We start from the raw sequence: 21,338 nt of genomic DNA, 5'->3' as shown, positions 1-21,338 counted from the left end.
TTTCTGGACGCTCCGCGTCCTCTTGACGACGCAGAGCGTCGAGAACTGCATTCCCACGCTGGAGCGTGCGGAACGATAATCGCAACTATCGTGCGACGCTCCGAGTCGTAAAGCCCAATGCTGGAGCGTAGCGATAACCGCTAGCGGTGTTCTGTCGTGCACGTACCGCTTTCTACACCTTCTTGTACAACTGGCTGCCTTCCTGCTTGAAGCGCTCGGCCTGCTCGGCCAGGCCTTTGGCGACATCGACGTCGACTGCTTCGATCCGCTGGTTGGCGGCGTACTCGCGTACTTCCTGAGTGATTTTCATTGAGCAGAATTTCGGCCCGCACATGGAACAGAAATGCGCGACCTTGGCCGAGTCCTTGGGCAGGGTTTCGTCGTGGTACGAGCGTGCGGTGTCCGGGTCCAGGCCAAGGTTGAACTGGTCTTCCCAGCGGAACTCGAAACGCGCCTTGCTCAAGGCGTTGTCACGGATCTGCGCCCCTGGATGGCCTTTGGCAAGGTCCGCTGCGTGGGCAGCGATCTTGTAGGTGATGATCCCGGTCTTCACGTCATCCTTGTTCGGCAGCCCCAGGTGCTCTTTGGGCGTGACGTAGCACAGCATGGCGCAACCGAACCAGCCAATCATCGCGGCACCGATGCCCGACGTGATGTGGTCATACCCCGGCGCAATATCGGTGGTCAGCGGGCCCAGAGTGTAAAACGGCGCTTCGTCGCAGCATTCCAGCTGCTTGTCCATGTTTTCCTTGATCAACTGCATCGGCACATGACCGGGGCCTTCAATCATGGTCTGCACGTCGTGCTTCCAGGCGATCTTGGTCAGTTCACCCAAGGTTTCCAGCTCACCGAACTGCGCCGCATCGTTGGCGTCGGCAATCGAGCCAGGACGCAAACCATCGCCCAGCGAGAAGCTGACGTCATAAGCCTTCATGATTTCGCAAATGTCTTCGAAATGGGTGTACAGGAAGTTTTCCTGATGATGCGCCAGGCACCACTTGGCCATGATTGAACCACCACGGCTGACAATCCCGGTCACACGCTTGGCGGTCAGCGGCACATAACGCAGCAACACACCGGCGTGGATGGTGAAGTAATCAACGCCCTGCTCGGCCTGCTCGATCAGTGTGTCGCGGAACAGCTCCCAGGTCAGGTCCTCGGCCGCACCGCCGACTTTTTCCAGAGCCTGATAGATCGGCACAGTGCCGATCGGCACCGGCGAGTTGCGGATGATCCATTCACGGGTTTCATGAATATGCTTGCCGGTAGACAGGTCCATGACCGTGTCAGAACCCCAGCGAATGCCCCAGGTCAGCTTGGCGACTTCTTCTTCGATGGAAGATCCCAGCGCGCTGTTACCGATGTTGCCGTTGATCTTCACCAGAAAGTTACGGCCGATAATCATCGGTTCCAGTTCGACGTGGTTGATGTTGGCCGGGATGATCGCGCGACCACGGGCGATCTCTTCGCGCACGAACTCGGCAGTAATTTCCTTCGGGATGCTCGCGCCGAAGCTGTGCCCCGCATGTTGCTGGGTCAGCAGGCCAGCGGCACGGGCTTCCTGAAGCTTCATGTTTTCGCGGATGGCGACGTATTCCATCTCGGCGGTAATGATGCCCTGACGCGCATAGTGCATCTGGCTGACGTTGGCCCCCGCCTTGGCCCGGCGCGGGTTGCGCACATGAGCAAAGCGCAGCGCAGTCAGTTCGGCGTCGCTCAGGCGTTGCTGGCCGAAGTTGGAACTCAAGCCCGCCAGGCGCTCGGTGTCGTTGCGCGAGTCGATCCACGGCGAGCGAACATCCGCCAGGCCTTTACGCACGTCGATGATCACGTTGGGGTCGGTGTACGGGCCGGAGGTGTCATAGACCGTGACCGGCGCGTTGATTTCACCGCCGAAGTCAGTCGGTGTGACGTCCAGGGTGATTTCGCGCATCGGCACGCGGATGTCCGGGCGCGAGCCCTGAACGTAGATTTTCTGCGAACGGGTAAACGGCTGTACCGATCCGGAATCGACTTGTGCCGACTCGCTCAAATGGGCTGCATTTTTTAGTGTTGTACTCATCACGGGCTCTCCAGACATCCGGTTGCGGATTTATTGTCGGAGTGACCTGACGTGACGGACGGGTGCACCAGTGCTGGTGCTGAGTATCGAAAGGAGGCGTACGCTGTTCATTTTTTGAACAATCGACCCCGGACGATACTCAAGAGGACTCGCCGGGAGACGAGAAATCTTGTTCCCTACGCAGGCGCTAACCTGATCAGGTTCAACGGGATCCGGTTTAACCGATCTCAGCCTCATAGCAAGGCACCCCGACAAGAACGCGATCAGTCTATGCCGGGGCGCGGTCGCAATGCCAGCCTATTTGCACAGGGCTCGATAAATGGCGCAAATCGCCGATTGTTGCTAAAAGAGTCTGGCTCTACACTCGCTAACCCGGTTTCGCTTAAAACCGTGATTACTTTCTTCATGAACAGGGAATGCCTCATGCTGCGCAAACTTTCGTTGGTTGTGGCCGTTTCGTTTGCGTCCAGCGGCCTGACGTGGGCAGCCGATATGCCACTGCCGACCCAGACAGGTCTGCTGAATGTCTATCAGCAGGCGGTGGACAACAATGCCGACCTTGCGGCATCCCGCGCCGATTACGATGCCCGCAAGGAAGCCGTACCGCAGGCCCGCGCCGGTTTGCTGCCGAACATTTCCGGCAGCGCACAAAGCAACAATACCCGCACCAGTATCGACCAGCCCAGAGCCGTGGCCACCCGTAGCGGTAACGTCTATCAAGCCACCCTGAGCCAGCCGATCTTCCGTGCCGACCGCTGGTTCCAGTTGCAGGCCGCCGAGGCGAGCAACGAGCAGGCGGCACTCGAGCTGTCGGCTACCGAGCAGAACCTGATCCTGCAAGCGGCACAAAGCTATTTCAGCGTGCTGCGCGCCCAGGACAATCTGGCCTCGACCAAGGCCGAGGAGGCAGCGTTCAAACGCCAGCTCGATCAGGCCAACGAGCGTTTCGATGTCGGCCTGTCGGACAAGACCGACGTGTTGCAGGCGCAGGCCAGCTACGACACCTCGCGTGCCAGCAGGATTCTAGCCAAGCGCCAGGTGGATGATGCGTTTCAAGCCCTGGTGACGCTGACCAATCGGGAATACAACTCCATCGAAGGCATCGTGCATACCTTGCCTGTGCTGGCGCCAACGCCAAACGATGCCAAGGCCTGGGTCGACACCGCAGCACAACAGAACCTCAACCTGCTGGCCAGTAACTACGCCGTCAGTGCTGCCGAGGAGACCCTGCGTCAGCGCAAGGCCGGGCATGCCCCAACACTTGATGCCGTGGCGACTTATCAGCGTGGCGACAACGACGCACTGGGTTTCAGCAACCCTAACTACACCGGACGCAATTATGGCGGCGACGTCGAGCAGCGCAGTATTGGCGTGCAGTTGAATATCCCGATCTACAGCGGTGGCCTGACCAGTTCACAGGTACGCGAAGCCTATGCGCGCCTGAGCCAGAGCGAGCAACGCCGTGAAAGCCTGCGTCGTCAGGTGGTGGAAAATACGCGCAACCTGCACCGTGCGGTGAATACCGATGTCGAGCAGGTCCAGGCCCGCAAACAGTCGATCATCTCCAACCAGAGCGCGCTGGAAGCCACCGAAATCGGTTATCAGGTGGGCACCCGCAACATCGTCGACGTGCTGGATGCGCAGCGCCAGTTGTATGCCTCGGTGCGTGACTACAACAACACGCGCTATGACTACATCCTCGACAACCTGCGCCTCAAGCAGGCAGCCGGCACACTGAGCCCGGGCGACCTGCAGGATCTGTCACGCTACCTGAAGGCTGACTACAACCCGGACAAGGACTTCCTTCCGCCCGACCTGGCAACCGCCGCGCAGAAGAACTTCGAGCGACCTGCAAAGCGCTGAGATTGCTGACCGATCTGGATGCTCTGCGCCCGACTTCAAGTCATGCAGCGCGACGCAGATTTGTGACGCGGAGCGTCACCCAAGGCATTCCCACGCTGGAGCGTGAGGAACGATAGGCGTCTGGACGAGCTCAACTATCGTGCCGACGCTCTGCGTCGGCATGCAGTTCTGGACGCTCCGCGTCCTCCGACTCAGCGCCTGCCCATCAACCGCCCGATCCCGTCGAGCAGGCGTTGCAGCGCGCCCTGATTGGCCTTCATCACAGCCAGCCCTGCATCGGCCATGCTGCGAGCCTGCTGTGGCTGGTCGAAAAGCCCCTGCACGGCGGCGGCCAGCGTGGTCGCATCGCTGATTTCTTGCAACGCACCGGCAGTGCGCAGCATGGCGGCAATCTCGAGGAAGTTGAACAGGTGCGGGCCGCTGAGCACCGGTTTGGCCAGCGCAGCAGGCTCCAGCAGGTTGTGACCGCCGTTAGGCACCAGGCTGCCGCCCACAAAAGCGATATCTGCCAGCGCATAGAGAAACAGCAATTCGCCCATGGTATCGCCCATCAGCACCGAGACGTCCGGCGTGACAGCCTGCGCGGATGAGCGCCGAACCGTCGCAAAACCCTGCTGCTGACACAGCGCATGCACGCTGTCGAAACGCTCGGGATGACGCGGCACCAGGATCAGCAGCGCATCAGGATGGCTCGTCAATAACGTGCGATGAGCTGAAAGAACGCTTTCATCCTCGCCTGCATGGGTGCTGGCGGCGATCCATACCGGACGCTGCGTCGCCTGCCATTGCTCACGCAAGTGCGCGGCACGTTCCAGCAATTGCGGGTCGATACTCAGGTCGAACTTGATCGAACCGGTCACTGCAACGCACTCGGGACGCGCGCCCAGATCACGAAAGCGCTGCGCCTCGACTTCTGTCTGCACCGCGAACCAGGCCATTTGCGCCAGCATCGGCCGGGCAAGCTTGGCAAAACGTGCGTAGCCCCTCGCCGAGCGCTCCGAAAGCCGCGCATTGGCGAGCACCACGGGGATCCCGCGCAGGGCGCATTGGTGGATGTGGTTGGGCCACAGCTCGGTTTCCATGATGATGCCCAGCCGGGGCTGCACATGATCGAGAAAACGCCCTGCCGCCCAAGGCAAGTCATACGGCAGGTAGCAATGCTGAATGCGCGGTTCGCTGGCGAACAGCGCCTTGATTCGTTCCGAACCTGTGGGCGTCATGCAAGTCACAGTGATCGGCAGTTGGGGGTATTGCAGCAGCAGCGCGCGAATCATCGGCGCGGCCGCGATGCTTTCGCCCACTGACACCGCATGCACCCAGATACCACCGCGCTGCATGGCAGGCAGGCCGCTGGCGAACCGCTCGCCGATGCGCTGGCGATACGCCGGAGCCTTGCGCGCACGTAACCACAGGCGCAGGGCAACCAGTGGCAGGCCGAGATGAAACAGTAGGGTATAAAGGGTTCTATTCATGGGCGCGGAGTTTATCAGCCCGCCATCACAAGTCGCTAGAATGCGCAGCCTGACGAAAAGGAATGCACCATGAACGCTTATTATCTGCTGGCTATCGCCGTCTGCGCAGAAGTCATCGCCACTACTTCCATGAAAGCCGTGAAAGGGTTCAGCACTCCCCTGCCGCTGTTGCTGCTGATCACTGGTTATGCGATTGCATTCTGGATGCTGATTCTGGTGATGCGCACGATCCCGGTCGGCATCACCTACGCCATCTGGTCGGGCATGGGCATTGTCATGGTGAGCATTGCGGCGTTCTTCATCTACGGCCAGAAACTCGACCTGCCCGCGTTGTTGGGCATGGGCATGATTGTGGCTGGCGTAGCCGTCATCCAGCTGTTCTCGAAAACCGCCGGGCATTGAAAAGCCGATCCTTTATAATGCTCGTACTTTTTGCTCACTGAGGTGCTCATGCCATCGGTTATTTCCACTGACGTGCTGATTGTCGGGGCTGGCGTAGCCGGTCTATGGCTCAACGCCCGGTTGCGTCGTCAAGGGTTCTCGACAGTGCTGGTAGAAAGCGCCAGCCTGGGTGGCGGGCAAAGCCTCAAGTCTCAGGGGATCATCCACGGCGGTGCCAAGTACGCGCTGCACGGTGCGCTTTCCGGTGCCTCCGAGGCCATCGCCGACATGCCGCGCCGCTGGCGTGAAGCTCTCGATGGCAAAGGCGAGCTGGACCTGTCCGGTGTACGCCTGCTGTCCGAGGCCCACTACTTGTGGTCGCCGGGCACCATCGCCGGCAACCTCACCAGCTTCTTCGCCAGCAAGGCGGTGCGCGGCCGTGTGGATCAGGTCAAGGGCGAGCAACTGCCACCTGCACTGCAAAACCCCAAATTCAAGGGCAAGGTCTATCGCCTCGCGGAACTGGTGGTCGATGTACCGAGCCTGATCGGGCGACTCGCCGAGCTGGCCGGTGACAGCCTGATGGCCGGTCAGAGCATCGAGCCGCTGTACGAGGGTGATGAGCTGATCGGGCTGCGCGTCGATGGGCGCGATATTCATGCCCAGCGCATCGTACTCAGTGCCGGCGGCGGCAATGCCGATCTGCTCAATGCACTTGGCGTGTCGCAACCGCAGATGCAGCGCCGCCCCTTGCACATGGTGCTGGTCAAGGGCCCGACCCTGAAACCGCTGTTCGCCCACTGCCTGGGTGGCGGTCCCAAGCCGCGCATCACGGTCACCACCCACCCTGCGGCTGACGGCCAGTGTGTGTGGTATCTGGGCGGCGATCTGGCTGAGGCCGAGGGTGTGTCGCGCGAGCCGGACGCGCAGATCGCCGTCGCCCGCAAGGAGCTTGAAGCCCTGCTGCCGTGGGTCGACCTGAGTCAGGCGCAATGGGCGACCCTGCGCGTGGACCGCGCCGAGCCTGCCCAGTCGGGGCTGGTGCGGCCAGACAACGCCTTTCTCGACAGCCAGCGTCGCCTGATGGTTGGCTGGCCGACCAAACTGGCACTGGCTCCGGACTTCGCTGACCGGGTTCTGTCGCAGCTTTCGAGAGATGGCATTCACCCGACACCGCAGTCACCGCTGGTTGATGTGCCACGGCCGCCGATGGCCATACCTGTCTGGGATGAGCTGCTGCCATGAGCCTGAAAACCCTGCACGACCTGCATCGCCCGCTCGGCAATAGCGGCCTGAGCGTATCGCCCCTTGGCCTGGGTACGGTCAAACTGGGCCGCGACCAGGGCGTCAAATACCCCAGTGGCTTCAAGATTCCCGATGACCAGCAGGCGCAGATGCTGCTGCGCATGGCCCGCGACATGGGCATCAACCTGATCGACACTGCACCCGCCTATGGCACCAGCGAAGAGCGCCTGGGACCGCTGCTGCGCGGTCAGCGCCAGGACTGGGTGATTGTCAGCAAGGTCGGCGAAGAATTCGACAACGGTCAGTCGAGCCATGACTTCAGCGCTGAGCACACCCGCAAATCGGTCGAGCGCAGCCTGAAACGACTTGAAACCGATTTTCTCGATCTGGTGCTGGTGCATTCGGACGGCAACGACCTGGCGATCCTCAACGAGGCCGAGGTGTATCAGACCCTCGCCGACCTCAAGCGCGAAGGCAAGATCCGCGGCTTCGGCTTTTCCGGCAAGACGGTCGAAGGCGGCCTGTTGGCATTGCGCGAGGGGGATTGTGCGATGGTCACCTACAACCTCAACGAGCAAGGCGAGAAACCGGTGCTGGATTACGCTGCCGCCCACGGCAAAGGCATCCTGGTGAAGAAAGCGCTGGCCAGTGGTCATGTCTGTCTGACGCCGGGCACAGACCCGGTGCAGGCCAGTTTTCAGCTACTGTTTAAACATCCGGCGGTAGCCAGTGCTATTGTCGGCACCATCAATCCGTTGCACCTGGCGCACAACGTTGCAACTGCCGCTGCCGTGATTTGCCGTCAAGCCTGATTGAGGCGGCCGACCCCAACGCAAGAAGGAGCCGTTATGCCGCGAACACTGATCCGCAAGAACCCCAGCAACTTCAAGACCCTGCCGCTGTTTGTCGAGGCCACGCCGGAAGGCCTGAGCTACCAGAGCATCGGCATGCCGATGAACTTCGCGCAGACCTTGCAGCGGCGGCGCAAGATCGACGTGCCAGACACCGAACGTTTCTCCACCGAGCTTGCCAATCTGGGGGTGTCCGTTCGCCTTACCGTCAGCTGGCAGAATCGCGATTACTGGGTGCTGGTTCGCCAGCGTCGCCAGGACCGTGGCGACGTCGTACTCAAGCTGATCTCGGGTTATGTGCCGGCCCACGAACTGACCCTGCCACTGCATACCGCCATTCAGGAAGTGGCCGAAGAGTGCATGATCGAAACGCCTCAGGGCTGGCTGAGTGGACTGTTCAAAGAGACCTGGCTGCCTGCGCCATATGCCGCTGCGCTGCATTATCGCGAGGCCATGCCCTTTCGTCTGAGCCCGCTCTCCGGCGCAGCGCGGCCGGTGCGAAGCGGTAGCCTGACACTGCTGGAACGCCCACGGGCTTATGTGCATTTACCCACCGCGTCCTTGCAGCTGATTTACGACATGCGCCTGGAAATCCCCAAGGAAGCGCGCCCGGTCAGCCTTTTCCATGTCGATGAAGTGCTTGAAAACGATCAACTGGTCGCCCGCCTTAACCGCAGCAAACCCGACCTGTACCTGATGCCGTTGGAAAATGGAGTGCCGCTGCCCGAGCTGTACACGCTCAAGCGCGACAAACTGATCCCGGCTGGCACCCGAGGGCTGTACCTGGCCGAAAGTTTCGCCGCGCAGGATGGCTGGATCGTGCGTGAGGAACGAATTCGCTGGAAAGACTGGCTACGCCAGCAGGGCATGGCCCCACCGGCGAAGAAGTCAGGACTGAAACGCCTGACCGGAAAAGCCCGTGAGCTGCTGCACGCCATGAGCGGCAAGCTATGAGCCTCAAGCCTTTTGATTTGCCTTGGCTTACGGCTTGCAGCTAAAAACTATCCCTGCCCGCGGATCTTCTCGACAATTGCCGTAGTCGAGCTGTTTTCCACCAGCCCCAACACACGCACATCGCCACCGTACGCCTGGACGATATCGGCACCGACCACTTGGTCAACGCCGTAATCACCGCCCTTTACCAGTACGTCCGGTTTGACGTGACTCAGCAGATTTTCAGGGGTGCCTTCAGGGAAGCTGATCACCCAGTCCACTGCACCCAACCCTGCCAGCACGGCCATACGCCGGTCGACACTGTTGATCGGACGGCCCGGCCCTTTCAGGCGGCTGACAGACGCATCATCGTTGACGGCAACGATCAGACGATCACCCTGCGCGCGCGCCTGCTCCAGGTAGGTCACATGACCTGCGTGGAGGATGTCGAAGCAGCCATTGGTGAAGACGATTTTCTCTTTGTGCGCGCGCGCATCATCGACCGCCAGCAATAGTTGCTCCAGCCCCAGCACGCCGCGCTCGGAACCTTCCTCACGCTGAATGGCGCGGCGCAGTTCCGGGGCGCTGATGGCTGCTGTACCCAGCTTGCCGACCACAATGCCTGCTGCCAGATTGGCCAGCGCCACCGCATGCGGCAGTTCCTCGCCCGCAGCAATCGCTGCTGCGAGAGTGGAAATTACCGTGTCACCGGCGCCGGTCACATCGAACACTTCGCGAGCGCGGGCTGGCAGATGCAGCGCCTGCTGATCAGGACGTAGCAGGGTCATGCCATGTTCACCACGGGTCACCAGCAGAGCGCCCAGGTCAAGCTCCTGCATCAGCTGCGCGCCTTTGGTGACCAGCTGTGCCTCGTCTTCACAGTGCCCTACGATCGCTTCGAATTCGCTGAGGTTCGGCGTAATCAGGCTGGCACCGCGATAAATCGTGAAATCCTTGCCCTTGGGATCAGCCAACACCGGGATACCGCGTTTGCGGGCAGCCTGAATCAGTGCCTGATGGTTTCTCAGCGCGCCCTTGCCGTAATCGGACAGGACCAGCACCTTGATGCCATCCAGCAGGCTGTAGACCTCTGCACTCAGTGCCAGCGGGTCAGTATTGAACGCCTCTTCGAAGTCGATACGCAGTAGCTGCTGATGGCGACTGATAACACGCAGCTTGACGATAGTGGGCTGATTGGCAATGCGCTGAAAACGCGCCAGCACACCCGCTGCTTTCAGGCTGTTGGCCAGACTTTCTGCGGCCTCGTCGTCACCCGTCACACCGACCAGCGAAGCCGGTGCGCCCAGTGCAGCGATGTTCAGGGCCACGTTGGCAGCGCCGCCCGGACGATCTTCGATTTGATCGACCTTGACCACAGGCACCGGCGCTTCAGGGGAAATACGCGAGGTGCCGCCATGCCAGTATCTGTCGAGCATCACATCGCCAACCACCAGGACAGGGGCCTGATCAAAGCGCGGCATGGATAACTTCATGGAACTACCCGTACTTTAAAAATAGACAGGGGCGGAATCTTAGCACAGGGGTTTATAACCGACAGGCTGTTGAATCACACCGCCCGAAGGCAGGCAGGCCGCAGGGGCCCGCCCGGTGAGAGCGAGGTCAGACTGCGCCGACAGGTGCCGGCTCGTCCAGACCCATGGCATGCAGACGGGCGTAATAGCCGTTCTGTGCCAACAGCTCGGTATGCGTGCCGCGCTCGACGATCTGCCCGGCGTCCATGACCAGAATCATGTCGGCCTTTTCGATGGTCGAAAGGCGGTGAGCGATGACTAGCGTGGTTCGGCCCTTCATGACGTGATCCAGGGCCGCCTGGATGTGGCGTTCGGACTCGGTGTCGAGCGCCGACGTAGCTTCGTCGAGGATCAGCAGCGGTGCGTTTTTAAGCAGTGCGCGAGCAATGGCCAGACGCTGCCGCTGACCACCGGACAGCAGCACGCCGTTTTCGCCCACCTGAGTATCGAACCCCTGCGGCAACTGGTCGATGAACTCTTTGGCATAGGCATCGGCGGCGGCCGCTTCGATGTCGGCACGCGGAGCACCTGCCAGATCGCCATAGGCAATGTTGTTGGCGATCGTGTCGTTGAACAGCGTGACGTTCTGGTTGACCTGGGCTATGTGCCTGCGCAGGTTGCGCAGGCGGTAATCATTGATTTCAACGCCATCGAGCAGGATGTTGCCCATCTCGTGCCCGTAAAAACGCGGTATCAGATTGGCCAGGGTCGATTTACCGCTGCCGGAACGGCCTACCAGCGCAATCATCTGCCCAGGCGCTGCGGAGAAACTGATGTCGTTCAACACCTGACGCTCGGTCTGCGGGTAGAAGAAGCTGAGGTTCTTCACCTCAAGGTGGCCGGTCACGCGATCACGCTCGATGGTGCCGGTATCGACTTCTTCTTCCACGTCCAGTTGTTCGAAGATGCTCTCGGCCCCAGCGACGCCTTTCTGGATCGTCGAACTGACTTCCGACAGCTGGCGAATCGGCTTGGGCAGCAGACCGGCCGCTGTGATATAGGCAACCAGATCGCCCGCGGTGGCATCGCCTCGCAGGAACAGCACCAGAAACATCAGCACCGCCATGGCGCTGTAGATCACCAGTTGCAGCATCGGCGTATAGATGGCACCGGTTTTGGTCATGCGCAGTTGTTTGCGTGTGTTGCTGTCACTGGCCTGAGCGAAGCGGTTCTGTTCGTAGGACTCGCCACCGAAGCTGCGTACCACGCGATAGCCCTGAATGGTTTCCGAGGCAACGTGCGTAACATCGCCCATCGCTACCTGAATCTTCTTGCTCTGCTTGCGGAATTTCTTGCTTGCGCTGCCGACCATGACGGCAATCAGCGGCAGGATGGCGAGCATGACCAGAGTCAGCTTCCAGTTCATCATCAACAGATAGATGAACAGGAACACCACGGTCAGACCTTCACGAATCACCACTTTGATGGCATCGGTGGCGGCACCGGTGACCATCGTGACGTTGAACGTGATACGCGAGATCAGGTGGCCGGAGTTGGTGGTATCGAAGTAACGATTGGGCAGTACCAGCAGCTTGTTGAACAGCTCCACCCGCAGGTCATGGACCAACCCGAGAGACACCTTGGCCAGGAAGTAGTTACCCAGGAAAGAGCCAAGCCCCTGCCATGCGGCGATCAGAACGATCAGCAACGGCACTGCCTGCAACAGTTGCAGCTCACGCAGATAAGGCACATTGGGGAACAGCACGGCTTCAGGGTTGGTCAGGCCATCGACGAAGTATTTCAGGATGCCGGCAAGCATTGGCTGGGTCGAGGCGAAGATCACGAAACCAATGATGCTGAGCAGGAAGATGCCCACATACGGACGCACATAAGACAACAAACGGAAATAGATTTTCACGCTGGAAGTCGAGGACGATTCGGTGGTTGTCATGAGAATCCGTCGTATTAAAAAGAGGCCGAATTGTATCACAGCAGTTTTCGCGGCTGCCTGCTGCGGTAACATAGGCGGCTCGTCCATTCCCAAGGGTTTCTGACCGCTGCTTGAAGCCTGCAAATCCGGCTTCTGTATGACGACCAGTAGCCCTTGGGGCGTAAAAACCGGAGTATCGATGCAAGCGCTTGACCACGCCCATTACCTTGATCTGGTTCAAGGTGCCGAAGTGCTTGAAGCCGATGGCACGGGCGACAAAGTACTACGTCTGCGTGACGGCTCCATGTTGAAATTGTTTCGCCGCAAACGCCTTGTCAGCTCGGCAGCCTGGTATCCCTATGCCCAACGCTTCGCAGACAACTGTGAAACGCTGATCAAACGCGGCATTCCCTGCCCGCGCATACGCTCGGTAAGCCGCATCGCCGAAATCGAGCGCGATGCAGTGCATTATGATCCGCTGGCAGGCTTCACCCTGCGCCAGCTATTGGGCAGTGCGGTGGCCGACGACAAGCTGCGCAGGCAACTGGGAAGCTTCATTGCTCACCTGCATGAAAAGGGCATCTACTTTCGCTCGGCCCATCTTGGCAACGTTATCCTCACACCGGAAGGCAGCCTCGGCCTGATCGACATTGCCGACATGAAAACCTATCGCCGCGCATTGCGCAAAAGCCTTCGCTTGCGCAACTTCAAACACATGTTGCGCTATCAGGAAGATCGCCAATGGCTGCTGGATAACGGCAACCCGGCGTTTCTGGATGGCTATATGAGCGCTCAGAGCCTGTGCGACACCAGCGAACTGGTCCAGGCTATTCAGTAACGCTTTCACTAAAAGAATGGCCGCTTTCGAAGCGGCCATTTTTTATCTTACTGCTGCTGCCTGAGCCGATGCGCCTGCACAATACGGCCCAGCACCATCGTTGCCGGTAACAACACCAGCACCCAGAGCTCATCCGGGTTACCGACCAACTGGCCACCGTCAAAGTTGAGCATCAACAGCGCACAGGCCAGGTAAAGGCCCCAGGCATCACCGTTGCGCAAGGCGTTCCACAGCGTCATCGCCATCACGACCAGAAACATCACCAGCGAAGCCGCGCCGGTGTACAGCCCCAGCGACACGAAAATGTTGTGCGGATGCTGAATGGGCATACCGCCCGTCAGAGTCTGGGTGGTATAAAAATCGACACCACAACCCAGCACCCAGCCGCAGCGACGCCATTCACCGGTCATGATTTCAAACAGCTCGACGCGATAGGAGTCACCTCTGACCATCAGCAGAGCGACCCACTGCTCATCCTTCACAAGCCAGAAACCTATGGCAGCCACAACGCCCGCCACCAGCAAGGCCACGGCAGTGCGCAGTGGAAAGCGGTAAAGCGAATATGCTGTGCAGATGGCAAACAGGAAGGCTGCGCCCACCAGCGCGGTGCGGGTCTGGACGACGAAAGCCGTTAACACCAGAGTAACAAGAACTGCAGACACCGCTTCAATCCAGCGCCGCTCTCTGGCCCATAGCGGCAGTGCCAGGGCGAGGCTGCAAACCAGCCATGCGCTGGTGTAGATCACATTCTCCATACGCCCCGGAAGAATGGCCACACGCTGACCGAACTCGAATTTCCCGGTTACCCAGCTGTAAATGCTGCTGAGCAGAATGTACAGGCAGATGGCCCAGAACATGCCGCGCACGAACAAACCGCGCCGGAAGAAACCGTTTTCCGTAATACCGGCCACGACAAAGACAAACAGGCTGACGTAGACAATATGCTTGTAATACTGGAACTCCTGCGCTTGCAGCGCCGGCACCAGAAAACACGCCATGAATACAGCCCAGGCTATGCCCAGCGGCTCTGCAAACACCCCGGCGCCGCGGTACTTGATCAAGAAGAACAAGCCCGGCAAGGCGGTGAATGCGTAAAACAGATTGTTGGTGATCTTGGCTGACGGGTTAAGAATGAAACTCAGCAGGAAGACAACAATCGCTACGGTGAAATACGTCTGTACTTTGTTGCTGGGGATTGTGATTCGGTCAACTGACATTATTGAGCAACCAACCTGTTACCAGACCAGCAAGCACAGCGATGATCAGCTTGACGCGATCACGACGCTTGCGACGCTGTTTGTCGAGCCGCTCCTGCGGCACCACCACATGCTCACCGAACCCGGTGTGCAATACGGCATCATTTTCCAGAATCAGAGCGTAACGGTTTTGCGACGCGAATAATTGTGAAAGTTTCTTCTCGCCACCATGCTCGGCATACGGTGCATGCTGCTGGTAATCAGCCAGGCGGCGCAGCCCGGGATTGAAGGAAAAACCCTGCCACTCCGGCTTGTGCGAGCCCAGTTTGTAAAACGGGATACCCTCGACCACTTCACGCTCGTTCAGGTAAACGTAAGGGCTGTGGATACGCAGATCATGATTGTAGCTGCGCAACCAGACCTGCAAGGCTTGAGGGTCGTGTTCCAGCAGCGTCATCGACTCTTCGATGAAGTGCGGGCGGTAGAAATCCCAGTCGTCTTCGCAATGGAACACCCAGGACGTTTCGATCAGCGAATAGGCCGCATCGACAGAGCGCATCTGCCCCAGCTTGGGGTTGTTGATGATGAAGCGCGTATGCGGGTGCCAGTGCTCGGGAATGCACGCCTGGACCCGGGCATCGCCGGAGTCTTCGGTAATCAGCACATGGCGTATGGGCGCAGTGTTGAAATGGTCGAACGTTTCCAGAGTGCGCTTCAACAGGTCGAACCGACCACAACTGGTGACAACCAGCGTAATGTCGCTGTTTTCGCTGAATACCATCATTCGTTCCCAATCATTGAATATTCATAATTCCCTACCATCCCAATCGTGACCGCAGGCGGTCGAGCCAGCTCATCGCCGGCATGCTGCGCAGCGGCGAATGCATTGCGTCCACGATGGCTTTTCCAAGGGCATGGAATGTAAAGCGTTCTTCGACCAAAGTCTGCCCATTACAGGATATTTCGCTGGCCAGCACGGTGTTCTCGCGCAACATCGCCAGCTTTTCACGAAGCTGGGGAATGTCGCGATAGAGCACGATGTTGTGCATGTCGACAAAGCCCAGCGCGCGATTTTCTTCAGCGCCCTGATCAAAGGCCAGTAGCACGCAACCGCAGGCCATGGCCTCGAAATTCTTGATCATGTACTCGCCCATGCCGACATCGGCACTGACGAAAAAGCGGATGCGGTTAAGGGTGTCGCAATACTCTTCCCCGGACTTGGTACGCGTGACGAGCAGATTCTCGACCTGCCCCAACTCATCCAGCAACGCCTTGCGGCCGCTGTAGGCCACACTGTTGGTGCTGCCCACGAACGCCAGTTCGATGTCACGCTCACGCGCCTGAAATTGCAACAGGCTCTGGTCATAGCCCTTGGGCACGAACACCGCGTCGAAGCCTTCCTGGCGCAGGCGCTCGCTGACCATGAACCCCGAGCAGATCACCCGCGCCCAAGGCAGCTTGCGATAGTGCGCACTGAACTTACCGGTGTATTTGCAAGGAATGTAGTTCTGGTAGGCATCGTGTTCAAGGATGACCAGGTTGGGAATCGTGCGGATGAAGCCGACCTGACGCACTTCCTGCTTGAAGCGCAGGAAAAACACGATCCGGTCATAACGGCTGACGTCCACTTCGCGGCGGAAATAGCCACGCAGGTTGCGTTGCTCCGCGGAACTCAGCCAGCGCACATCGCATTCGCAGTGTGCCGCGATGCCGTCATAGAGACGGTCCAGAATCGCACGCTGCTCTTTCTGGACCAGAAGTAGAACTTTCATGGTTTTCCTTGCAGTACTGCGCCTGCTGAATCAGATGTCACGGCTGCGCCAGAACAACTCGTGTCGTCGCACAGCTTTGCGGAAGAATTCGTTTTCGCCTTCGGCCGGCCAGTGGCGACCGGCCAGAACGCGTTGCAACGTACGGCGCACACGGCGTTTGAACGGCATCGGCGGCAACAGGTCATGCATCATACCCAGCGCCATTGCCTTGTCGCGTTGGGCCGCAACCGATAAGTGCAGGCTGTACGGTACCAGCGGCAGACTGGCATCGAATACCGGCGGCAGGCTGATGCCACTGTAGGCATCGCCCATTGGCCAACGGTCGTTGTCGTGCAAGTGGTTGGCGTAACCGAGCACCACGTCTGGCTGCCATTCAAGACCGGCCAGCGCTTCACGCACGGCTGCCTGGGCACAGATATGGTCGGGATGCGGATCGATGGCCGGGTGCGGCATGACAATAACCTGCGGCCTGGCCTTGAGGACCAGTGCACGCAGGTCGGCGAGCAGGTTATTCCAGGTTGGCAGGCCGTCATCGCCGGGCAATGGCAGCGTATTGAACTGGCGAAACAACCGCGTATCGGTCAGATCCGCCTCACGCGAGGCGACCGGCGTATCCGGCGCAGCCTGCATGGCGGGCAGTTGCAGGCAGAAATAGCCCAATTGCACACACTGCGACTCGGGCACCCCGCCCCAGCGCGCCACGGCGATACTGTCCCAGGCCCGCAAGCGGCCCTTCATGCGCGCAGCTTCGGCGCGCTGCATGCCCATCTGGCGATAATGTTCAGCCTCGATCTCACCGGCGGTCAGCGTGACAATCCAGGCTTCCTCGGCCTGGCTGTAAAGCCCGAACGCGGCGAGCTCGGCATCGTCGGCATGCGGCGCGATGACCATGACACGCTGCTTTCGCGCATCCGCCTGACGAAACAGCCAGAGGCGCGGCGTACCGGCAAGACGACAGAAACGTCCGCGCAGTTGCAGGGCACCCGCAGCCAGCGGCTCGCCAAGACCGGTCAGGTTCAGATAACGCACGCCGCAAACGCCACGCTCGAAGGCCTGCCGGTCACTCAAGGCCTGCCCCTGCAACTCCACCACCGGGTCGAGAAAACGTCCCAGCCAGGTGCTTTTTACTGTCAGTGCCAGTATCAATGTTTCGTCGCCGTTCAGTTGCACGGCGGGGTCGATCAGCAACGTGCCACCGTCCAGACGGACGCCTGGTACTTCGCTGTCGGCCGGAAAACTGTACTGATAGTCGTCGGTGGGTGAATAAAACAGATGATCGGCAAACCAGGCTTCATGGGCGACCCATGCGCAAACAGCCACGAGCGGCACCAGCCACCAGACCGTCAACACGCCGATGGCAATCAACAGCAGCAGGCCACCCAGTAACGCCAGCCGCTTGTTACGGCGATGGCGCTTGAGCAACTGTTGCTTGCGACTCAAATCTGGAACACCGGAACGGGGTTGCACCATCGGTCCTTGTACTCGCGGTCGGCACGACCAAAGGAAAAACGCAGTGATTTGCCCAAGGCGCGGGCGTTCTCCCAGGCGGACTGGGTATTGACGAAACTCAGCACGCTGCCTGGGCTGAAGTCCCGGGTTTCGGGATCGACACCGCCGTTGACGTACTCGATGCTGACCCACTGCGGCGCTTCGACGCGATACACCAGTTGAATGGCAATCGGCGCATCGTTGAGAAACACCACCGAACCGATCAGCAGTTCACGCAGCAATTCGATGACCTCGGCCTTGTGCCGGGCACCGGTGGCCTCAAAGCCCCAGCGACGCTGAAACAGATCGCAATACATACTCGCCAGCTCGGCGCTGCTGAACTCGCTGACAGGTCTTACCGTACCGCCAGCCTCCTCCAGCAAGCGAAGTTCACGACGCTGGTTGTAACGAAATTTCTTGGACAGTTCTTCGGGCGTACGCGCCATCGCCAGCGATTCGGTCTGCGGCCTGAAGGTGCTGATGCGCCCCTCGTTGAGCGCAGACACATAGCGGGCACGATGGCGGACCGGGACCTGAATATCGTCGGCCACCGGCAAAATCAGTTCGGCGTTGCCCAGATCGAACAGGCCTTTCTTGCCGTGACGCTTGAGTTCGTCCTTGGACAGCGCCAGCGAACGCCCCCAGGTGGCAATCGCTGCCTTTACTTCGCCGCCCTGCTCCCAGGCCAGATAACGCACAGCAATACCGGAAAATTCCGACAGGCGCGCAACGACCAGCGGATGAGTGGCTACGCTGCCACCCAACCGTTGCCATGCCTGCTCGTAAGCAGCCGCGTCGATCTGCACCCAGCCACGCTCGCGCCAGCCTTTGAATCGATTGAGCATCAGGCCCCCGCCGTCAGGCTGGAGACTTGCGGCAGCCGCCAGAAGACATCGCGCACAGCATGATCGGAAAAGCGTTCGCGCAAACGCAGCAACATGCGCTCGGCGCAGTCCTGACGCTGCTCGGCGTCAAGACCGGCCATGTGTACCAGGCCGTGCGCCAGGCTGTGAACATCACCCAGCGGGAACAGCAGACCCACGTCTTCGACCACTTCCTTCGCGCCGCCGCAGGACGTTGCAACCAGTGGCACACCGGCCACCATCGCCTCCAGAAGGACCATACCGAACGGCTCGTGGTCAGAGCTCAGGGCGAATACATCGAACGCCTTGAAGTAGCGGCGGGCGTCAGGCACCTGCCCAAGAAACAGCACGTGCGGACCAATGCCCAGCTCCAGCGCAAGCGCCTTGAGGTTTTCTTCCAGGCGGCCCTTGCCGAGAATCACCAGCTGGCTGTTCTCGGGAAGATTGGGCAGCGCTTCGGCAAAGCCGCGCAACAGCGTGGCCTGATCCTTGTCCGGATGCAGGCGACCGACGTTGGCGACGATCCAGGCCGAGGCAGACAGACCCAGCTCTGCGCGGGCATCTTCAGCGGAAAACTGACTGCCCTGCAGTTGCTCGACGTCGATCCGGTTGTACAACGTCTGAATGCGCTCGGCCGGCCACTTGGGCAGGCTGCTGCGCATGTCGTCGCGGACCGCATCGGAAACACCGAGTAGGCTCAGGCGCTTGCGAAACAGGTTGGCGAACAGCTTGCGACTGCGCCGGTGGTAATCGCCGAACGCATGATGCACACCGATCACCGGTAACTTCGTCGCCAACAGGGCGATGTACACCGGCTTGAAGCGGTGCGCGATGCAAAAGCTGAACGAGCGCGTCGCGGCAATTTTGCGCAGGTCACGGATGGCACCCAGCTTCAGGCCACGAATGGCGCTGGAGCTGTATTCCATGAACAGCACTTCGTCCGAGCCGCAGTCGGCGACTACGTCGGGGTCGGCGGCGCCGGTCAGAAACACCGTCGTCACCCGATAGCCCTTGCCGGCAAACAGACTGGCGTATTGCCGTGCGCAGTCCAGAAACGGCCCATCATAGCCGTGACAGAACTGCAGTACGTGACGTTCAGCCGAGCGTGTCATAAGCCTCGACGCCCTCTTTGACCACCAGGATGTCTTCCATGATCAGGTACTCGAGGTCCGAGCCGAAGAACATGTTCAGCGCATCGGTCGGCGAGCAGATCATCGGTTCGCCACGGCGGTTGAGCGAGGTGTTCAGGGAAACGCCATTGCCGGTCAGTTCTTCCAGCGCCTTCATCATGTCGTAGTAGCGCGGGTTGTATTCGCGCTTGAGCACCTGGGCACGGGAAGTGCCGTCTTCATGGACGACTTCCGGAACACGGGTTTTCCACTCTTCCGCCACTTCGAAGGTGAAGGTCATGAACGGTGCCGGGTGATCGATCTTGATCATCTGCGGCGCGACGGTGTCGAGCATCGACGGGCAGAAAGGCCTCCAGCGCTCGCGGAACTTGATCTGATGGTTGATACGGTCGGCTACCCCGGTAACGCTCGGGCAACCGATGATCGAGCGACCACCCAGCGCACGCGGACCGAACTCCATGCGTCCCTGGAACCAGGCAACCGGGTTGCCCTTGACCATGATTTCGGCAATCCGCTGTGGCGTATTGTCGATCTGACGCCAGACCGGCTTGCTCGGGTGCCGAGCACAGGCCGCGATCACGTCTTCGTTGCTGTACGCCGGGCCAAGGTAGACGTGTTCCATCTTCTCGACCGGCACACCGCGAGCGTGGGACACATAAGCCGCGGCACCAACCGCCGTACCGGCATCGCCGGACGCAGGCTGCACGAACAGTTCCTTGACTTCAGGACGGGCAATGATGCGCTGGTTGAGTTTGACGTTAAGCGCACAGCCACCGGCGAAAGCGATCTTGCCGGTCTCCTTGAGGATGTCACCCAGGTAGTGATCCATCATCTGCAACGCGAGCTTTTCGAACAGTGCCTGCATGCTCGCGGCATAGTGAATGTAGGGCTCGTCGGCTACGTCGCCAACGCGTTTCGGGCCGAGCCACTCGATCAGCTTCGGCGAGAAGTAGAAGCCCTTGCCGTTCTCTTTATAGCGACGCAGGCCAATGACATTGGCCAGCTCGGTATTGATGATCAGCTCGCCGTTCTCGAACGTGGCCAGACGCGAAAAATCATACTTGCTGGCATCGCCGTACGGTGCCATGCCCATCACCTTGAATTCGCCGTCGAGCATCTCGAAACCGAGGAATTCGGTGATAGCGCCATACAGGCCGCCCAGCGAGTCCGGATCGAAGAATTCCTTGATCTTATGGATCTTGCCGTTTTCGCCATAGCCGAAGAAGGTCGTGGCGTACTCACCCTTGCCGTCGATGCCCATGATCGCGGTTTTCTCGGTGAAACCGGAGCAGTGGTAGGCGCTGGATGCGTGGGCCAGGTGATGCTCGACCGGCTCGATCTTGATCTTTTTCGGATCGAAGCCCAGTTGCTCGAGGCACCAGACGATCTTGTTGCGGTAGCGCTTATAGCGGCGGTTGCCCATCAGCAACGCATCAAGGGCGCGATCCGGCGCGTACCAGTAGCGCTTGGCGTAGTGCCAGCGGGCCTTGCCGAACAGGCTGATGGGGGCGAACGGAATTGCAACCACGTCGACGTCCGAAGGCTTGATGCCTGCCTGTTCCAGACAGAACTTCGCCGACTCGTAGGGCATGCGGTTCTTCGCGTGTTTGTCACGAACGAAGCGCTCTTCTTCAGCCGCTGCTATCAGCTTGCCGTCGATATAAAGCGCTGCGGAAGGATCATGGCTAAGGGCGCCGGACAGGCCAAGGATCGTCAATGCCACTAGGGTCTAGCCTCTTTAGTCTGCATGCAGGCGCATTGCGCCCGAGAAAAGGTGTGCCCCCGCACAGCGGGCTGAGGGCAGCTAAAGGGCGGGATTATAACGTAATGACCAAGGATTGG

General features: G+C 59.8%; 17 protein-coding genes and 1 riboswitch. Of the genes, 6 read left to right on the top strand and 11 right to left on the bottom strand.

The features are described 5' to 3' along the window. Positions 1 to 172: 172 nt before the first annotated feature. Positions 173 to 2,062 carry a phosphomethylpyrimidine synthase ThiC gene (thiC, locus tag RYA97_RS00850; protein WP_005743016.1) on the bottom strand — a complete coding sequence of 630 codons (1,890 nt, stop codon included), beginning with the start codon at positions 2,060 to 2,062 and terminating at the stop codon, positions 173 to 175. Positions 2,063 to 2,218: 156 nt separating this feature from the next. After that, a riboswitch (TPP riboswitch) is annotated at positions 2,219 to 2,323 on the bottom strand. Between the two features lie 162 nt (positions 2,324 to 2,485). Here thiC and RYA97_RS00845 point away from each other — a divergent pair. Next, positions 2,486 to 3,925 carry a TolC family outer membrane protein gene (locus RYA97_RS00845; protein ID WP_004654543.1) on the top strand — a complete coding sequence of 480 codons (1,440 nt, stop codon included), beginning with the start codon at positions 2,486 to 2,488 and terminating at the stop codon, positions 3,923 to 3,925. Between the two features lie 191 nt (positions 3,926 to 4,116). Here RYA97_RS00845 and waaA read toward each other — a convergent pair whose 3' ends face one another. After that, complete coding sequence (gene waaA / locus RYA97_RS00840; RefSeq protein ID WP_005743018.1) at positions 4,117 to 5,397, bottom strand: lipid IV(A) 3-deoxy-D-manno-octulosonic acid transferase; 1,281 nt, start codon at positions 5,395 to 5,397, stop codon at positions 4,117 to 4,119. Between the two features lie 69 nt (positions 5,398 to 5,466). Between waaA and RYA97_RS00835 the strand changes: the two genes are divergently transcribed. Genes RYA97_RS00835 through RYA97_RS00820 form a run of 4 tightly spaced genes read left to right on the top strand, consistent with a single transcriptional unit; the run spans position 5,467 to position 8,828 of the window. Continuing rightward, positions 5,467 to 5,799: an SMR family transporter gene (locus tag RYA97_RS00835; RefSeq protein WP_002551789.1), complete on the top strand. Its 333-nt coding sequence runs from the start codon at positions 5,467 to 5,469 to the stop codon at positions 5,797 to 5,799. Between the two features lie 48 nt (positions 5,800 to 5,847). Continuing rightward, positions 5,848 to 7,023: an NAD(P)/FAD-dependent oxidoreductase gene (locus RYA97_RS00830; RefSeq protein ID WP_117140132.1), complete on the top strand. Its 1,176-nt coding sequence runs from the start codon at positions 5,848 to 5,850 to the stop codon at positions 7,021 to 7,023. After that, on the top strand, positions 7,020 to 7,835 hold the full coding sequence (locus RYA97_RS00825) for an aldo/keto reductase (RefSeq protein WP_005743020.1): 816 nt from the start codon (positions 7,020 to 7,022) through the stop codon (positions 7,833 to 7,835). The genes RYA97_RS00830 and RYA97_RS00825 overlap by 4 nt, the downstream gene beginning before the upstream one ends. Positions 7,836 to 7,871: 36 nt before the next feature. After that, positions 7,872 to 8,828 (top strand): hypothetical protein, encoded by a 957-nt coding sequence (locus RYA97_RS00820; protein WP_002551786.1) that lies wholly within the window; start codon positions 7,872 to 7,874, stop codon positions 8,826 to 8,828. 47 nt (positions 8,829 to 8,875) lie between these two features. On the opposite strand, the gene hldE is transcribed toward RYA97_RS00820, so the two are convergent. Both hldE and msbA read right to left on the bottom strand, forming a co-directional pair. Further along, positions 8,876 to 10,300, bottom strand: a complete 1,425-nt coding sequence (hldE, locus tag RYA97_RS00815) for a bifunctional D-glycero-beta-D-manno-heptose-7-phosphate kinase/D-glycero-beta-D-manno-heptose 1-phosphate adenylyltransferase HldE (protein WP_002551785.1) — start codon at positions 10,298 to 10,300, stop codon at positions 8,876 to 8,878. 127 nt (positions 10,301 to 10,427) lie between these two features. Beyond that, positions 10,428 to 12,230, bottom strand: coding sequence for a lipid A export permease/ATP-binding protein MsbA (msbA, locus tag RYA97_RS00810; RefSeq protein ID WP_117140131.1), 1,803 nt, complete (start codon positions 12,228 to 12,230; stop codon positions 10,428 to 10,430). A 178-nt stretch (positions 12,231 to 12,408) separates the two neighbouring features. Between msbA and RYA97_RS00805 the strand changes: the two genes are divergently transcribed. Then, the gene (locus RYA97_RS00805) at positions 12,409 to 13,047 is read left to right on the top strand and encodes a toluene tolerance protein (protein WP_005778844.1); all 639 of its coding nucleotides are present in this window, start codon (positions 12,409 to 12,411) and stop codon (positions 13,045 to 13,047) included. A 47-nt stretch (positions 13,048 to 13,094) separates the two neighbouring features. Here RYA97_RS00805 and RYA97_RS00800 read toward each other — a convergent pair whose 3' ends face one another. From RYA97_RS00800 to RYA97_RS00770, 7 genes are read right to left on the bottom strand one after another with little or no spacing between them, the layout of a single operon-like run. Continuing rightward, entirely contained in the window at positions 13,095 to 14,264 is a 1,170-nt protein-coding gene (locus RYA97_RS00800; protein ID WP_054994580.1) for an O-antigen ligase family protein, read from the bottom strand. After that, complete coding sequence (locus RYA97_RS00795) at positions 14,254 to 15,027, bottom strand: glycosyltransferase family 2 protein (RefSeq protein ID WP_005778841.1); 774 nt, start codon at positions 15,025 to 15,027, stop codon at positions 14,254 to 14,256. The genes RYA97_RS00800 and RYA97_RS00795 overlap by 11 nt, the downstream gene beginning before the upstream one ends. Before the next feature lie 31 nt (positions 15,028 to 15,058). Then, positions 15,059 to 16,015, bottom strand: a complete 957-nt coding sequence (locus RYA97_RS00790; RefSeq protein ID WP_117140130.1) for a glycosyltransferase — start codon at positions 16,013 to 16,015, stop codon at positions 15,059 to 15,061. Positions 16,016 to 16,045: 30 nt separating this feature from the next. After that, positions 16,046 to 17,455 carry a PIG-L family deacetylase gene (locus tag RYA97_RS00785; protein WP_010206905.1) on the bottom strand — a complete coding sequence of 470 codons (1,410 nt, stop codon included), beginning with the start codon at positions 17,453 to 17,455 and terminating at the stop codon, positions 16,046 to 16,048. Next, a complete protein-coding gene (locus RYA97_RS00780; RefSeq protein ID WP_005731093.1) occupies positions 17,452 to 18,348 on the bottom strand; it encodes an antimicrobial resistance protein Mig-14 in 897 nt (298 codons plus the stop codon). Before RYA97_RS00780 ends, RYA97_RS00785 begins: the two co-directional genes overlap by 4 nt. Further along, positions 18,348 to 19,478, bottom strand: a complete 1,131-nt coding sequence (locus tag RYA97_RS00775; protein WP_005778837.1) for a glycosyltransferase — start codon at positions 19,476 to 19,478, stop codon at positions 18,348 to 18,350. Before RYA97_RS00775 ends, RYA97_RS00780 begins: the two co-directional genes overlap by 1 nt. Continuing rightward, positions 19,462 to 21,219 carry a carbamoyltransferase gene (locus RYA97_RS00770; RefSeq protein WP_002551776.1) on the bottom strand — a complete coding sequence of 586 codons (1,758 nt, stop codon included), beginning with the start codon at positions 21,217 to 21,219 and terminating at the stop codon, positions 19,462 to 19,464. Before RYA97_RS00770 ends, RYA97_RS00775 begins: the two co-directional genes overlap by 17 nt. Positions 21,220 to 21,338: the final 119 nt, after the last annotated feature.

Source organism: Pseudomonas syringae group sp. 26L6, assembly GCF_032587815.1.
GTDB classification, from domain to species: domain Bacteria; phylum Pseudomonadota; class Gammaproteobacteria; order Pseudomonadales; family Pseudomonadaceae; genus Aquipseudomonas; species Aquipseudomonas amygdali.
Note: the sequence above shows the minus strand (reverse complement) of the source record. Positions and strands in the feature narration are given on the sequence as shown.

Excerpts from the sequence above, each read along its gene's own strand:
- thiC (WP_005743016.1), bottom strand. The coding sequence starts at position 2,062 with ATGAGTACAACACTAAAAAATGCAGCCCATTTGAGCGAGTCGGCACAA.
- RYA97_RS00845 (WP_004654543.1), top strand. The coding sequence starts at position 2,486 with ATGCTGCGCAAACTTTCGTTGGTTGTGGCCGTTTCGTTTGCGTCCAGC.
- waaA (WP_005743018.1), bottom strand. The coding sequence starts at position 5,397 with ATGAATAGAACCCTTTATACCCTACTGTTTCATCTCGGCCTGCCACTG.
- RYA97_RS00835 (WP_002551789.1), top strand. The coding sequence starts at position 5,467 with ATGAACGCTTATTATCTGCTGGCTATCGCCGTCTGCGCAGAAGTCATC.
- RYA97_RS00830 (WP_117140132.1), top strand. The coding sequence starts at position 5,848 with ATGCCATCGGTTATTTCCACTGACGTGCTGATTGTCGGGGCTGGCGTA.
- RYA97_RS00825 (WP_005743020.1), top strand. The coding sequence starts at position 7,020 with ATGAGCCTGAAAACCCTGCACGACCTGCATCGCCCGCTCGGCAATAGC.
- RYA97_RS00820 (WP_002551786.1), top strand. The coding sequence starts at position 7,872 with ATGCCGCGAACACTGATCCGCAAGAACCCCAGCAACTTCAAGACCCTG.
- hldE (WP_002551785.1), bottom strand. The coding sequence starts at position 10,300 with ATGAAGTTATCCATGCCGCGCTTTGATCAGGCCCCTGTCCTGGTGGTT.
- msbA (WP_117140131.1), bottom strand. The coding sequence starts at position 12,230 with ATGACAACCACCGAATCGTCCTCGACTTCCAGCGTGAAAATCTATTTC.
- RYA97_RS00805 (WP_005778844.1), top strand. The coding sequence starts at position 12,409 with ATGCAAGCGCTTGACCACGCCCATTACCTTGATCTGGTTCAAGGTGCC.
- RYA97_RS00800 (WP_054994580.1), bottom strand. The coding sequence starts at position 14,264 with ATGTCAGTTGACCGAATCACAATCCCCAGCAACAAAGTACAGACGTAT.
- RYA97_RS00795 (WP_005778841.1), bottom strand. The coding sequence starts at position 15,027 with ATGATGGTATTCAGCGAAAACAGCGACATTACGCTGGTTGTCACCAGT.
- RYA97_RS00790 (WP_117140130.1), bottom strand. The coding sequence starts at position 16,015 with ATGAAAGTTCTACTTCTGGTCCAGAAAGAGCAGCGTGCGATTCTGGAC.
- RYA97_RS00780 (WP_005731093.1), bottom strand. The coding sequence starts at position 18,348 with ATGCTCAATCGATTCAAAGGCTGGCGCGAGCGTGGCTGGGTGCAGATC.
- RYA97_RS00775 (WP_005778837.1), bottom strand. The coding sequence starts at position 19,478 with ATGACACGCTCGGCTGAACGTCACGTACTGCAGTTCTGTCACGGCTAT.